At 68.9% G+C, this 16,145-nt stretch carries 2 protein-coding genes; one reads left to right on the top strand and one right to left on the bottom strand.

Translation table 11 applies throughout. The annotated features are described in order from the left end of the window. Positions 1 to 19: 19 nt before the first annotated feature. Positions 20 to 577, top strand: coding sequence for a sigma-70 family RNA polymerase sigma factor (locus tag ACFHWT_RS06690; protein ID WP_282232686.1), 558 nt, complete (start codon positions 20 to 22; stop codon positions 575 to 577). A 26-nt stretch (positions 578 to 603) separates the two neighbouring features. Here ACFHWT_RS06690 and ACFHWT_RS06685 read toward each other — a convergent pair whose 3' ends face one another. Next, positions 604 to 16,050, bottom strand: coding sequence for a hypothetical protein (locus ACFHWT_RS06685; protein ID WP_416593696.1), 15,447 nt, complete (start codon positions 16,048 to 16,050; stop codon positions 604 to 606). Positions 16,051 to 16,145 lie beyond the last annotated feature (95 nt).

Genomic DNA, 16,145 nt, shown 5'->3' with positions numbered 1-16,145 from the left:
GCCAGAGATGAGGTATCCGATGGAGATCATCGAGGGTGAGCGGCCGACCCACGCCGACCTGGTCACCTGGTACGAGCGGGTACTGGTGCCGCAGAGCCGGCCAGCGCTGCAGCGGTACGCCCGGCGTCTGATGCCAGGCGATCCGCATCGCGCCGAGGATCTGGTCCAGGAAACGCTGCTGCGGGCCTGGCGCAACCTGGCCTCGGTGGCCAGCGCCCGGTCGCCGCAGGCCTGGCTGTCGCGGGTCGCCCACAACCTCAGCGTCGACCAGGCCCGGCGGGTGACGGCTCGCCCTGCCGAGGTCAGCGAGGACGTCACCGCCATGGCCTGGCAGCCGGCGGAGAACCTCTTCGACGCAGCTCTGGACCGGGTCGCGCTGGAGCCGGCGCTACGTAGCCTCTCGGCCGTGCACCGCGAGGCGCTGCTCCTGGTCTACTACCAGGACCGTACGCATCGCGAGGTGGCTGGGGTGCTCGGCGTACCCCCGGGCACGGTGAAGTCACGCACCCACAACGCCACCCGCGAACTGCAACGGGCGTTGAGCCAGCATGGCGTGACCGGCCGCGCCGCAGCCTGACCTGGCGCGGTCGGGACCGGCGGCGTTCAGGTGGTTGAGGCCTCCGGATCCGGGGTCGCCTCGGTGAACTGGACCGGGCTCCCGTCGGTATGTACCGGATCGTCCAAGACCACCCGCCAGCCCAGCCGTTGGTTCAGCTCCGCGAGGTCGTCCCGGAGGAGGTAGAAGTCGTCTTCGGTGAGCGGCAGGTCGGTCACCGGCACCAGCCGTACCCAAAGTTCCCGGCCGCCGTCCGGGTTGACCCGGGCGCGGGCCTGGTCACCCAGGAGCGCCAGCGGTGCGGCGGCGACCTGGCCGGTGGCGCCGATCGGAGTGCCGTCCGGCGACACCATCTGTAGTTGGGAACCGGCCGGGTACGTCAGCACGAGTTCGCCGCCAACCGACGACGGTGCGACCTGCGGGCGACCGCCAGCGGTGGCCCAGACACCGGCGTCCAACTGCTGAAGTCCGTCGAGGAGGAGGCGGATCTGCTCCGCGTCCGCTGTGCTGGCCGCGGTCAGCTGAGTCAACTCGGTCACGCCGATGCCCTGCTCCGTGATGCGGTCCAGCACCTGCATGAGCCGCACCGGAAGCATGCTGTCCCAGCTGTCGACGTTGCGACCATCGATCCAGGAGAGCAGGTCAGCCGGCACCTGTGGACCCGAGGGCAGCGGGCCGGTGGGCTCCAGCAGCCGCAGGGCGCGGTACGCCGCGGCAAGCCGGCGGGGACCGAACCCGCCGATGCCGTACGCCCGCGCGGCCAGGTAACCGGCGGCGAGTAGGTTTCGCAGGGCATCCGGGCCGGCCAGCCCGAGCTTGCCGGCCAACCCGGTCAGGGCGTCGAGGAGCACCGTTACGTTCCGTTCGGCCGGTGCCACGTCGGTCACGGCGAGCAACGCATCGATCAGGTTGTGCACGGTGAACGAGAGATCCTGGCCCGGTACGACCCCGAGTGGCGGGTACGGAGTGGGGAAGGAGTACTCGTACGCGGCGATGGGGTCCTGCATGCCGGTGACCAGCCGGGCCAGTTCGGCGTCCTGTTCGGTCACGGCATGCACCAGTTCGGCGTCGGGCCGCACCGGCGGTGGCTGCTCCGTCTCGGGTCTGTGCACCCGGGCGATCGGGGCGTCCGGGGTGCCTTCCTGACTAGCCAGCATTCGAGCCAGCCACATGCCGTACTGCCAGGCCGGCCAGGGGGTGTCTCGTGACGGTACGCCGATGACGACCCGCGGGTCGCCGTCCTCGATCACCGGTGTCGCGTCCTTCGGCCCCACCCAGACCCGGTCGCCCACGGACATGGCCTGCCAGTCGTCGCCGAAGACCGTCCAACGGCCGTGGCCGAGGTTGTCCAGGTCGCTCACGGGGAGGACGAGCTGTGGGAACTGCGGCGTGTCGTGCACGGTGACGTACCGGGCGAACGCCGGCAGTGTCGCACTGTGCAACCGACTGTGCGACACGAAGTGGTTGGCCAGCTCCGTCCCGGGCGTCTCGACCAGGTGGGGCGCGAACGCGAGTTGCTGCTCCGGGCCGAGCAGCCGGGACAGTTCCATCGCTCTGGCCGCGCTGATCGGAGCGGGAATATCCAGCTCCACGAGCGTTCGGTCGGGCAGCCGGGTGCGTAGCTCGGTGAGTGTCTGGTCTGCCTTGGCCGGGTCGGGAAGCGAGATGACCAGCAGCGGCCGGTCCGGATGCGCCAATCGCTGAGGCGGTGCGGCGGCCGACCCCGCCGGGTGGAGAAGACTGCCGGCCCGACCGAGGCTGATCAATTCGTAGCCGTCCGGCGGTGCGAGTCGGGTGACCGGTGTGCCGCTCCAGTCGCGTACCGATCCCAAGGACGCGAATCGAAGCTGCGTCAGGAATGCCTGCATCTCCGTCGGTTGGGTGTTGTAGCGCAGCGGAGCGACCTGACTCTGCGCGTGCAGTAGTTCGAAGCTGCGGCTCAGCCGATCGAGAACCCGGGGCTGAAATTCGTTGGTCCGGTCGGCCGCCGTGAGTCGTTGGTGCGCGTCGCGGGCCAGCAGCTTGAACTGGAGGAAGGAGTCGTTGAGGTGAGGCGCGGCAGGGTCCATGTGGCTTTCCCACACCTGCTGCATCGCCGGATGCCTCGGGTCGTCGGTGACCCGCAGATCCCACAGTTCCCGTTGGACGTCGCGGTTGGCGGTGACCGCTCCGGCCGCCGACGGATCACCGGCCCGGGTGGCCAGCATTTGGGCGATCACCGAGAACTGTTCGAGATGTGCCAGCTCGTGCACCAGAAAGGTCACCACCTCGTCCACCGGACGGTCCGTCGCGAGTTCCATGATCCACTGCTGGAGGCGGAAAGCGCCGTCAAGGCCGTCGCGGACTCCGACGATTTCCCGTACCGGTGGCGCGTCGAGGGCCGTGGTGATGAGGTCGGCGATTTCGCGCCAGACCTCGACCGGAAGTCGTCCCTCGGTGTCGGCCTTCGCGGTGACCAACCGACTCACTTGGTCGTGCAGCTCATCCAGATGCGCCGTGTCAGCGGAGCGGAGTATCCGGTAGTCCGGCCCGGGTGGCGGTAGGTGCCCCAACGGCTCGGTGGTCGTCGCCGTGGTAGGCGCCGTCGTGGCGGTGGTCGCCGGCTGGGTACTCGGGGCGGTCCCGGCGGTGGTCAGGTCCGTGGTGGCGGTCTTGACCGGGTCGGTGGGTGCCGTCTGCCGCGTGGTCAGGTCGGCGAGCATGGTGTCGCGGTCGGCCGTCAGGCCGCTGGCGACGATTCCCGCCACGGCCGGATCGGTGCCCTCGGCCCGCAGGCGCTGCGTCTGGAACTCCACCCACCGTTCGCGCAGGTCGTCTCGTGGTACGGCGGTGGTGGCGGCGTCCTCCGGGGTGGCGGTCGGGGTGATCGGCCGTACGGGCGACGGCGGTCGGGTGGCCGGTGCCGGACTGCCTTGAGTGGCGTGAACGTGTGACGGTGCGACGGCTGTGTGATCGGTGGTCTTCTTCTGAACAGGGGGTGGTGACGTGGTGTCGGTGGCTGGTGCTGGTGGCAGTGGTGATGCGGGCGGTTGTGGTGATGCGGGCGGTTGTGGTGGGTTGTGGAGCGGGAGGAGTGGTCCCTCGTCCTCAGGCCACGAGCCGGGCATCTTGGTGCCGCTCGCGGTTTTTGGCGTCGAACTGGTTTCTTCGGCCAATTCCGTTACTGGTTTCGGCTCGGCCTTCGGCGGAGGGACGACGGGGACTGTGGGGTCGGGCTTCTTGTCTCGCATCAGGTAGATGTCTTCATCGACGTCGATGAGGAGGGTTCCGTGCGGCCCCTTGATGACGAGAGTGGCGTCGTAGCGGTACTGATGGAAGTTGCGCTTTGCCTCTCTGTTGCGTTCGTTGACCTCGCTCATCTCGGCGGAACCGCCCTGGCCGGACTGGCTGTTGCGAGAGAGGACCTCGCCAATGAAGCCGGCCTTCCTGACAAGTCCGGTGCGGGCTCCGCCCTGTGGGCCGAAACCGATGTCGCCGGCTTGGGAGGTGTCCTGGCTGCTGGACGTGCCGGACTCATTCTGTTGGTAGCGTCTGCCCTTTTGCAAGTCACTCAGCGGATCGGTGTCGGATCCGTAGTATTCACCGGCGCGGATGTCAATGCCAAGTGTGATGTTGGTGTCGGGGATCACGTACTCGTGTTTGAGGAGCTGGTTGATCCTGGTGCGCAGCATCGATTCGCTGGTGTAGTGAGTGATCAGGTGGTGCAGGGCGCTGCGGCTGTCGACGCCGGGTACCTTCCAGGCGCCGTCGACCTTCAGGTCGGTGCCGGGGCGGAGGCTGGGTCGTGCCGTGGTCAGGGCGGCCCAACGGGCGAACTCACGAGCGGCCGCCTCCATCCGCCACGGGTGCAGGGCGCGGTCCTCGAGGAGTTCGGTATTCGCCCCGGCGGGTTTGGGGCTGGTGTCCTCGGCCCAGCGCGGTATGGGTCGCGGAGCGGGGGTTGCCGGCTTGGCTGTGGGAGGCGTGGGCTTGGGTCCGCGCCACCCGCTGTTGTCGGTGTTCCTGGGTTGCGTGAAGGATTTGGGGACGATGAGGCGGACCCGGCCACCGGCAGTCAGATCATTGTTATCCCAAGCGAAGGGGGTGTGGTCGTACCAGAATTTTTGGACGGAGTGATTCAGGCCTGGCCGCAGGCCGGCGGCGGCTGTGGTGATCGAGAACAGTATGGCACGGCCAGTGGCGACGATGAGTTCGGCGATTTTGGGTAGTTGGGTGGTGGTGGCGAGTTCGATCATGAAGTTGAGTGGGTGTTCGAACTCGTGGGATTTTTTGGGCGAGGTGCGGAAGATGTCCTTGGTGGCGGACTGGTTGCTGTGTTCGCTGGAGTAGGACTTTCCGTAGCGGCCATGGCCAAGGCCGCCGAGCTCGCCGCGGTTTGCCTTACTGACCACACCGCGGCCGTGGAAGTCGAAAGCTGCGGACCAGCCCCAGCCGGAGCTGCTGCTGCCCTGTGCGTTGTCGCTGGTCTGTCCGCGGAGGGTGAGGCTGACCTGGTCGCGGGGTCGGTCGGATGATGGTATGTGGTCGGTGGTGGCGGCGACGCGAATCCACAGGTACCGGGTGGGGTAAGGACCGGGGATGGGGAACCATCCGTACACGCCTTGCCCAGACAAGGGGAAGTACTGCGCGGTGAGGGCTCGGCTGCGGAAGTTGCTGATCACCGCGCGGCGTAGTGGGCTGGTGGCGTTCTCTCCAGCGGGAATGAGGCCCTGCCCCTCCAGCGCACGGAGGATCGATCTCAGGACGTCGTTGGCCCGTAGCTGTTCGGGGTGACCGACGGCGGGCAGCAGTTTCGGGTCGATCAGCTCAAGGGCTGGCGCGTTGACGGCGGTGCCGCCGACGAGTTCGAGATCCTCGGCGGCGCGGTCGGTGATCAACAGGTCGAGGGCGTGGCGGGCGTTGATGTAATGGGGTCCGGCCGAGGTGTTCTGGGCGCCGTTTTTGGAGCGGATCGCGGTGATCTCGAAGACCATGCGACCGTTGTAGGAGTGGACGGTGTCGTTGTAGGTGGCGCGGGTGATGTCGGTAGCGCCCTTGGTGCTGTTTGTCGACATGCCGGTGGACACCTCCCCCTCCGCGTCGATCCCGCCGCCGAGCCGGCCCTGCTCGAAGGGCTCCTCGGTGTCGACGTTGTAGTTCTGGTAGTGGCCGCCGAATCCGATCTTGCCCTTGGTGGTGAGCTCCTTGCTCCGGGCATCGCCGTGGCTGGACGCGAACTGCCGGTAGTGTTCGAGTTCGACGCCGTCCTGGTGGCTCTTCTGGTGGTCCAGGCTGTCCTTGAACAGGCGGCCCCGGACGCGGATGAACTGGTCGTATCCGTCGCGAGCGGGTAGTTGTATCTCCCAGCCGTACTCGTCGACGATGTCAGGACTCTGACTGGCGAGCTCGCTGGGGGCGGAGAGGTCCAGGACCTGGTCGGGCCAGTTCATCGGCTCGCTGAACCATGTGTCGGAAAGGCCGTTGACCTGCTGGTAGAGCTTCGCGGCGGTAGCGGACAGTTCCGGGATGTGCCGGAAAGCGGGAAAGAGCCCGGCGCTGCCGAGGGTGTCCAAGGGGAGATGGGATGCCTTGCCGCCGGGCTCCCAGGCGCCCTTCGGATCGTCGCTGACCTCGGCCCTCCCGTGGTTTCTGAGTTCCTGTTCGCTGTAGGTGGTGCCTTCGGGGGGGAGATGTTCGATCGGGATGGCGGTCTGGGTGGTGACTTGCAGGTTCGGGTCGTCCCCGATCAGCCAGGTCTCACGTGGGCTCGGACGGTCGGGGTCGGTGACCTCACGGATCGCGACCTCATAGACGGTGCGGTAACGATGGTCGACGATGTCACCGACGGTCTCGGTGCGGGCGTACTCCTGGACGTTGCGGCTCAGTGATTGTTCGTTGCTCCACCCCGCCTTGGTGGACACCCCGACGCGTGGGGCACTGATTCCGCCCCGGTGCTGCCCGTCGAGGTCGCCGACGCGGACCGAGGGGCCGCTGCCGAATTCGCCGGTGCCGGTGGTTTCGCCGGACCGGGCGCCAGAAGTGGCGGCCCCGGTCAGCGCACGCGCGTTGACCGTCATCGGGTACCGGGTACGATCCAGCAGGTCGAACTGGTGAGCGGTCGCCAGCACCTCGAACGTGCGTCCGTTGCTGGCGACGCTGAACTTGCGGCCGGCTTGGACCCGGCTCGGGTCGGCCTCCAGCACGGCACGACTGACCCGGATCATGACGTCCCGGCGTGCCTTGGCACCGATGTCGTCGAGGCCGGTCCGTGCCTTGAGTACGTCGATGACGAGGTTGGCGACCTGTTCGGATCCGGGGAGGTTGCCGGTGATGCCTAGGCCCTGCCCGCGGCGCAGTGCCAGGGCCAGGGGTTCCGGGCCGGTCCCGTCCTTCGGCACGAACGCCTGCCGCGCCTGCGGTGCCCCGTTGATCACCGGCCGCAACGTCGCGGCCACCCGCTCAGCAGACGCCGGCGCCGGTACGGCGGACCCCCGGATGGGCGGAACCTCGGCTTTGGTGCCGGATTCGGCTACGGTCTTGGTTTGCGTCTTGACGCCAGCTTCGACTTCCGTGGCTGGGGTGAGTACTACTCGGGGACGTCCTGTGCCGGGGCCTCCGAACCTGGGGGTGAACACAGCGCCAAAGATGCTGCGTTCGAACTGTGCCGCTTCAGCAGCGGGCATGGCGATTTCGGCAGTGACCTGGCGGGTGATGGGTGGGATGTTCTTGTTCCCGTGGGTAGCGAGGGTGAAGTCGACGATGGCCTGGTATCGGGCCTGGTGGGACTTTCTGTTAAGGACGGTGTGGTTCGATGCGGTTTCTCCAACGCCCAACGCGGCGCTGCTTTCGGCAGAGAGCCCAGCGCCGAATTGCAGACCGCCGGTGGTCTGCCCGCCCGAGTCGTCGTTGTCCGGATTGGAGCCGCCCCTGCTTAGTCTGAGCAGACTGCCTCCAGCGGACATGCTGACGTCGCTACTCCCGGACGCCTGGTAGTTAACAGTAGAGACCACGCCGAGATCTTCCCGGGTGGTGATGCCCTCCGTAGTTTCCAGGAACTGGATTTCGCGGATGCGGACTGCGGTGGTGATGTATCCGTTGAAGCGGTGGAGGCCGCTGCCTTCGCGAATAGTGTCTGTCTGGTCGCCGTTCGTGAGCAGGTAGCGACTGCGGTTGCGGGTGGTCCGCTCGTTCAGCAGCCGTTCGTGGGCCAGTCCGGCCACCTTCGCGGCGACGTCGGCCGGCAGCGCCGCGCTCAGGGCCTTGTGCCAGTCGGTGATGACCTGGTCAAGGCTGATCGCGTTGAGTGTCTCCCGCGCCTGGGAGACCGGATGCGTGGCGGTGGTTCCGGCTGGCGGTTTTGCGTATGCGGTGGTGGTATCGCCTTCCGGGGGTGTGCGAGCGTAGGCGGTTGGTAGGGAGACTCCGAGAAGGTCCGCCTCGCCGGCGACTGGGGACTGTCCCCACTTGACGCCGTTGACGAAGATCTGGAACTCCACACCACTGTTGAATTTCGTCGACTCGGAGACGAACATCTTCCGGCCGGAGATGACCGTTGTCTGCTCCGAGGTCTTCCGGGCGATGTCGCTGCCGAAGGCCAGAGATGGCAGCTTCGTCAGCATCCGGGATGCCTTTTGGGTCGGCAGTGAGAAGGTCAGCTCGGCGGCACCGTCGTGGTCCAGACCACTAGATTGGGAGGTCTCCCTGCCGGTGGCGGTCGAGCCGAATGAGACCACGTACTCGCGTTCCTTGCCTCCGTCGGCATTCGGTGCCTTCTGTGGATTATGCGGTACCGGGCGGATCCAGATCAGTCGATCACCGGCACTGATCGTGATCCCATGAAACAACGCATTTTCCCACCGGGCGCGATTCTTGTCGATGCCAGCCAGGTCTTTCGGGTCGGCCTCGAGTAATTCGCGAATTGTATCTTTGATCTTCTGTCGGATGCCCTGCTCCTGTCGGGCGTTGCCCAGATCCGGGAGGTCCGCGATCCGCACCTGACTCTGCTCGCCTGGCTCCTGCGGATCCTGGCCGGGTTTCAATACTGCCATCTCGACGTCGGTGATGCGGGTGCGTTGAGCGGTCGGCAGCGCCGCGTTGAGCGCTTCGAGGGTTTCGGTAATCTCGTCGGCAGTTCGGCGTTGAACCTGGGCGATCGCCAGTTCACCAAGCGCCCCGTCGGTGAAGTACCACGGCGTCGCGGTCGGCCGAGCCTTAGCCGCCTCCTCAGCCTCCTCAGCCTCCTCAGCCGCCTTGGCCTTCTTTGCCGCCTCCTCGGCTGCCTTCCTGGCAGCATCTTCAACTTCTTGAAGAATTGTCCGTGCGTCGTGAAGCTCCTGCTCCTTGCTCTCCCACGCGGTGCGAGCCTGCACAGCCTCCTCGGTACCCTGACCGAGCGCTGCCTCGTGAGTCCGCACAGCCGTGGCAAGCTGATCGCGTTCCGCCTGACGTTCCACGGCCTGGATACGGTCCTGTTCCTCCTCGCGGCGGTGGGTCTCCTCCAGCTCGAGAGCCCGCGCGGCCTCCTGCCGCTCGGCCTGCTGGCGGCCGGCCTCCGCGACTCTGGCGAGTTGGTCGGCCTGGTCCAGTTCCCGTCTTACGGCCTCGGCATCGACGTCGGCCTGACCGCGTTCCAGCTCAGCCTGCCTCGCTGCCCGGTCGAACTCGGCCCACCGCTGCTGGGCCTGCTGGAGCCGATCGTCGTCACGTTGCTGCTCGGCGGCCTGCCGGGCTTGGTCCTGCTCGGCCTGGCGTGGAGAGACCGGCGGCGTGGCGTCGTTGCGGGCATCGACGCGAGTCCCCGAGGCGGGGCCGCTGCCGACCGCTGCCGCCTGCTCCTCAGCCCGCGCAGCCTCAGCCCGCGCAGCTGCGCGTCGCGCGGTCCGATCGGCGACTTCGGCGCGTACCGACTCCAACACGGCATCCTCGGCCAACCGCTGCCGCGCTACCTCCGCGCGCGCTGCCTGTCGCTGCGCCGCCTCCCCGTCCAACACCTGGCGGCGGGCGTCTCGCTGTTCGGCCTCCCGACGCGCGGCCACACGCTCGCCGCGGCGGCGATCTGCGGCGCTCAGCGCCTCGCGCTCGGCGGCCTCGCGCTGCTCCTGCCGCTGCGCGGCCGATGCCGCAGCTGCGGCATCGGCCGCCGACAGCACCTTGCCACGCTCCTGCTGAACCTGTCGCGCTTCCTCGAGTTTCGCAGAAAGATCGTGGACGTGGCTCTCCAGGTTTCGCAGTGCCTCAGCGAGAGACTGCACCTCCGCAGCGAGCTGGTCGTGCCGGGCCTTCGCCTCAGCGACAGTGGGTAGCGGTTCCTCCGCCTGCAACTGCTTGTCCGCCAGCGATCCCGTCGACGGCTGCTGCTGGAGTTCTGCCTCGACAACCGCGGTTTCCCCAGTGGCGGTGGCGGTCTTGACGGCAGTGGTGGCTGCGGTGGTGGTGGCTGCAGGCCAGAGAGGGACGAAGTGCAGGTTCTCATGGTGGAGGTAGAAGACCGGACCTTCGACGCCGCGCAGCGGGTGTGCGGTGGTGCCGTGGTCAGTGGTTTCGAATACCTGGACACGGATGCCGAAGTTGCGGATAAGGAGTTGGTGGAGCTCGTCTTCGTAGACGTCGATCATCCGGTTGTTCAGCAGGTCGTCGCGGACGCTGCTGGAGTCTGGCAGGTTCTCCAGTAGGTGTGTACGCAGGTGGTCGGAGTTGGTTCGGTCAGCGCTGTGCGCGTTGATGAGCTGGGCGAGGGAGTCGAGTAGACAGCGGTTCTCAGCACCGCTGGCGGTGCCCGGCATCAGATTGGGCGGCAGCGCCCGATGAGGAGAGCCAGCACCCTGCCACTGATAGCTGCGGTCGGATGTGATGGTCCAGCCCGTCGTGGTGAGCGGCTCGGCGATCTGGCCCGTGGCGCCGGTCGCCAGCGGCGCCGGTGCGGTGCCCGACGGAGTGGATACCGTCTCGGCCGGGGCGGGCACCGTGGCCTGCTCCGTGACCTGGGGCGGGACATCCACGCCGGAGGCCCAGAACTCTTCGGCGGCGTTGCCGGTAAGGGCGTCCGGTGCCGGCCGTGGGGCGGTGGAGCCCGAGAAGTGCGGCGAGAGCACGCCAGCGATCTGACCGAGCGCCCTGGGGGTCAGCACGAAACCGTCGACACCGTGCGGGTGGCTGCCCATCAGGTCGCCGTGTTCGGGCTGGTGGGTGTCGCGCAGCAACGCGTTCGGCGGCGCTTTGCTGTCCTTGACGCCGAGGTTGTGCACGATCTCGTGGGCGTACTTGGCCGGCGACGCGTCGGCCGCCCAGGTCTGCTGGGACATCTGCGTGCCGGCCGGAGCGACCGTGATGGAGCCACGCGCCTTGGCCGGGTCATCGACGAAGTCGACGGTCACCCGCATCGGCACGTCCCAGCCCGGCAGGTGGTGCCGGGGTGCGTTGACGTATCGCTGCAACCCTTCGATCGTGCGCGCCTTCACCTCGGCGATCTCTGCCGCCGTGACGCCGGGCGCGGCGTCGAGGTGCAGCTTGAGCGCGAAGTGCATGTCCTGATCGGTGACGCTGAGTCGATAGCCGACACCGACCCGCTCGCCGCTTGCCGGTGGCCGGGTCACCTTCGGCGGCTGGCCGGAGGTGGCGGACGGCTCGAAGCGGAAAGCGTCTTTCAACGGCGTCCACCGCTCGGCGTCCACCTCGATCACCCGGGCCGGGCCGGCGGGTTGGCCGTCGCCGAGCAGATTGCGCGGTGGCATCGTCACCTGCTCGGCGGGCGGCGCGGCAGAGATGTCGTCGGCTGGGCGGCGCGGTGCCGGCAGCTGGAGAACCTCGTCGCCGGCCGCCGGCGTCGGCCGTGCCGGTCCGTCCTGCGGCTTGTCCACCGTCGGAGTCTCCGCTGGCTTCATCGCTGCCGGCCCGCCGACCGGTTTGGCGGCCGTCGACGGCTCCGCAGGTTTGCCGACCGCCGGTACGTCCGCGCCGGGCGGGTCGGTGCGGGTCGGTGCGGGTACGGACGGGTCGGTCCGCCCGGGGGCGGCGCCAGCGGGACCGGTGTGAGGCGCCGGCAGGTCACGGGGCGGGCTCGGCAGCTGGCCGAGTCGGTGGCCGATCGTCGCGTCATCGGCCCGTGGCCCGGGCATCGGCAGGTCGCCTGTGGCCCCGCCGGGTGCCGGTGGGGCGTCCGCTCCGCGCAGCTGGGCCAACCGGTCACCGAGGGTGGTGTGCCGCGCTGCGGTGTCGTTCCGCAGACTCTGGGACAGACCACCGAGCGCCTCGTCCAGACGGGAGTCGAGTGGACGGAGGTGGTCGGGGGAAGTGAGCGCGGTGTTGATCTGGGTGGCGCTGTCCAGCCGATGCTCGTCGAGCCGGGCGGCGTATCGGGACAGCACGTGGTCGATGCCGGCTTGATCGTCGCCGACCCGGGCGAGCGCGTCCTGCCAGGACCGGTACTCGTCGGCGGAGAGCGGGCCGCTGCCGCCGCGCAGCTCCGCGACGCGAACCTCGCGCTCCAGGTTTGCGATGCGCGTTTCGTACCTGGCCAGCACTGCCGCGTCGGCGGCCTCGTCTCCGGTCCGGGCGAACTCGGCATCCCATTCGGCCCGTTCGGCCGGCGGCATGCCGAGCATCTCTTCCCGGTGGGCGCGCAGGTCGGCAATCCGGTCGGGCAGGTCATCGAGAGCACCGGGCGGCAGCGTCGGTACGTCGGGCAGGTCCTCGAGCTTGCCCACATTGGTGCCCGGGTCGGTACCGCGTAGCGCGGCAAGTCGGTGGCGCAGTTCCAGTCCGGCGAGGTCCAGGTCCGGCGTGCTGTCCCCGCGCAACGCGTCCAGGCGCTTCTGCAGGTCGTCGACGCTGCCGGGTGGCAACGTGGGGGGCTGCGGAAACCGGGGGAGTGGTACGTCGGGGCCGTCGGAGCCGCGCAGATTGGCGAACCGCAGCTCCAGCTCCAGCTCGGTGCTGCGCGCGTCGGGGGTGCGGTCGCCACGCAGCGCGTCGAGGCGGGCCTGCAACTCGTCGACGTCGCCTGTCGACCCGGCTTCGTCGGGGGTGCGGCCCGGCGTCGCATCGGGTCCGACCTGGTCGTGCAGCTTCTGTTCGGCCAGTTTGCCGGCGAGGCTGTTCTCGTAGTCGTTGAGCAGCCGGTGCAGTTCGTCGGTGTGTCCGGCGGCGGTCGCCCGCTCGATGTCGATGGCGTGCTGCAACCAGGTCGACTTGTCCATGTCCAGCTGCGCGGCGCGCTGGTGGCCGGCGTCCACATGCGCCCGGTACGAGTCGAGCCGCTGGAACAGGGCCTGTCGGTCGATGCGGTCGTGCAGCGTGTTGAGTGCGCGGGCCCCGTCACCGTGCCGGCCCTGCTCAATCGCGGTACGGACCTCGGCGCTGAGCACCCTCAGCTCTGGCTCGGGCAGGTCGACCCCCCGCGCGTCGGAGATGAGCTCGGTCAACCGTTGGCTGAGCGCCTCCGCGCCGGGGGTGGCCGCCGGATCGGTTCGCGGCACGCTGGGCAGGTCCAGCAGGTTGTCGCCGGTACCCGTGCCATCGGGCCCTTCAGCTCGGCCCGGCGTACCCATCTGGTCGAGGGTCTGCGGTCGACCCGCGCTGTCGACCTGCGGTGACGCCGCAGCTCCGGCGTCGTCGAGGGATGTCGGACCGATGTTGGTGGGAGTCTCCGCGCGGGCGGCGACCAGCTGGGCTTCCAGGTCGGTGAGGCGTTCGACGGCGGTGGCGCGGGCGGTCGCCTCCACCGGGGAGATCGTGGGGACGTCCGGGAACATCGCCGGATCGACCGGGCGGGTTTCGGCCGCTGCGCCCGGGCGGAGCTGGCTGAGGCGGTGTTCAAGCTCCAACTGGCGGGCTGCGGGGGAGGGCAGCTCGGTGCCGCGCAGCGCGGCCAGCCGACTCTCCAGCTCCGCGATACTGGTACCGGGCTGGTGAGTCGGGACCTCCGGCAGCTTGGCAAGGTCGGCCGAGGCTGCCGGGCGCAGCTGGGCGAACCGGTGCTCCAGTTCCAGCCCGGCGAGGTCGGTGCGCGGGGCGTCGGGGCCACGCAGGTTCTCCAGCCGGGCCTGCAGCGCCTGCACGGACTCATCCGCCGTCCCGGCTGGGTTGGCCGCTGCCAGGTCGGGTGCGGAGGCCGGTTTGGCCGCCGCGAGGTCTGGTGCGACCGCACCGGTCAGGTGGGCCGGTGAAGTATCGACGGCGTGGGAGACCTCAGGGGCTTCGATCTTGAGCCCGTCTGCGGTCCGGCGCACCAGCGCCTCGGTGACCCGGACGTCCTTCTCGGCGCGGGCCAGGGTCAACGCGTCCCCGGAGACGTTGGCCAGCGTGTGCTGTGCCTTCTTGAGCTGCTCCAGCGCCTGCAGGTGGCTGAGCTGCTGCGGTGACGGGCCACCGGCCTGATCCAGCCTGGGCGGTGCGGGCGCCGAGAAATCACGACCGAGGCCGGTGGGTGGGGTGACCGTTGGCGGTTCCAGCCGGTGCGGGGTGGTGAGCGCCGCCGCACCGGGCTCGTCGAGCAGGTTCAGCGCCTGGTGGACGGTGGTCAGGTCGGCGGTCCTGCCGAGGTGCACCGGGTTAGGCGTGAGCGCGGAGGTGGGCGTCGAGGTGGACATTGAGGCAGGTGTCGGGGTAGGCGCGGACGCGGGTGTGGGCGGGGCCAGGCTGACATCGCCGAACGCCTTCTCCGGTGCGCCGAGGTTGAACGCCACCCCGGTCTCCGAGACCCGGACCGCGCTGACCTCGCCCATGTGCAGGTTGCGCAGCTCGGCGCGACCGAAGTCCGTCAGGCCCTCGACGCCACCGGCAGCCCGGTTCAGCGTGGCGCTGAGGTTGCCGATCTGCATGTTCGGCAAGGTCACCGCGCTCGGCGTGGCCACCGCCGGCATGGTGACCCCGTTCATCCCAGGTACCGGGTTGACGGTCGGCGCATCCAGCCGGGAGACGAGGCCGAGGTCGACCGCGTGCGCCGCGCCGGGGAGATTGGCTGCGGGGATCGGGGTGACCGTACCGGCCGTTCCCGGCACCGGTACGTCCAGGTCCTGTACGCCGCGAAGCCCCGCGAGGTCGTGCAGGCCGAGCGCTCCACGTGCCGCGGACAGGTCGAGACCACGGGCCGAGAAGCTGAGTTGCTGCGCCGCCGGCGCCCCGATCATCGGCTTTTCGACCAGGTCGGGAAGGTGCAGCCCACTCGGACTGAAGTTGATCCCACCGGCTGGGGGCGGCGCGTCGCCGGGCTTGACGACGTGCACCGTGGTGAGGCCGTTGGCGAGCCGGACGCCGCCGCCGAGCGCGGCAAGTCCGTCGAACCGGGTCATTCCGAGCCCGCGACCCAGCACGCCGAGCTTGAACGCCCCGGACACCCCGACAGCGCGGATCTCATGACCGGCCAGGGGCAGGAAGATCCGAAGCCATTGCCAGCCGCCGAACTCACGGGCCATCAGGTTGCCGAACCTGACGGCGTTGGTGGCGATGAACCTGCCTGCGTCGGCCGTCACACCGGCGAACCGGACCAGACCCTGCTGTCCGACGTTCCCCATCCTGGTCACCGCTGCCGGGACGGTGACCAGGGTGAACTTTTCCAGGGCCACGAATCCTCGGGCGGCCAGACCGTCGATCGGGCCGACGATCCGGGGAATCATCAGCGCGCCGACCTTCACCGAGTTGGCAAGGGTGACCCCGATGTCGCCGATGCCGCGCATGGCCCCGCTGAGGCTCAGCGTCGACACCGTTTGCCAGAAGTCGTTGATGCCGGCGCGCGCCATGCTGAAGCTGTGCCGGCTGAACTGAGTGATGTTGCGCCAGGCGGAGGTGGCCAGCTTGGTGAGGTCGCCGAGGGCGATCAGCGGTCGGGTGCTGGGGCCGAGTAGCCCGAGTAGCCCGAGCGCCAGACCCAGCGCGTTCGTCTTGCCCATGGCGAAATCCAGGGTCGCCTTCACCGCCAACGCGGCGTTCATCGCGAAGGCGATCAAACCGATCGGGCCGCCGACGAAGATGGCGACCACGGTGACGATGAGAGTCAACCAGGTGAAGATCTCCCAGAACACCTCACAGGCCGACTTCGGCGTCACGGGTGACTTGATGTGGCCGGTCGCGTCGAGAATGGCCTGCCGAGCCGTACCCGCTGCGGATTCCACGTCTGCGGCGGCGTTCTCCGCGGTGGCCTTGAGAGCCTTGATTCGCTCCTCGTCGTCGCCGGCCCCGGTCGCGTCACGCAGCGCCTGGTCCGCCGTGGCCTGAGCCTCGCGCAGCGCCTCGGCGTACGTGCGGATCGCCGGCCCGGCGGCGGAGAAGGCTGTCCGCACCCCTGCGATGAAGCCGCTCATCTCCTTGCTGATCTGCTCGCGCAGCCAGTCTGCGGTCTTGCCGACGAACGCCCCGTCCCCGCTCTGGCGCAGTACCGCGGCGAGTCCGTCGTCGGCGGTCCTGGCGTGGTCGGCCATGATGTCCATGTAGCTGGCGACGCTGCGCAGCACATCCGGATCGCCGGGGGTGGGATCACCCGACAGCGTGAGCGGTGACCAGTCACCAGGCCGTACCCCCACCGGACCCTCCCGCTGCCCCGGACGCCGTCGTCCTGTTCGACGTGGCGCACCCGCGCGGAGGTTCACAAGTGAACCGCTGGCGGCCCCAGCCGCGT

Source organism: Micromonospora sp. LOL_021 (assembly GCF_048060215.1).
GTDB lineage: Bacteria > Actinomycetota > Actinomycetes > Mycobacteriales > Micromonosporaceae > Micromonospora_E.
The sequence above is the reverse complement of the archived record's forward strand: the minus strand, read 5'-3'. Positions and strand labels throughout refer to the sequence as shown.

Bases quoted from the DNA above. Each gene is read 5' to 3' on its own strand.
- ACFHWT_RS06690 (WP_282232686.1), top strand. From the start codon at position 20: ATGGAGATCATCGAGGGTGAGCGGCCGACCCACGCCGACCTGGTCACC.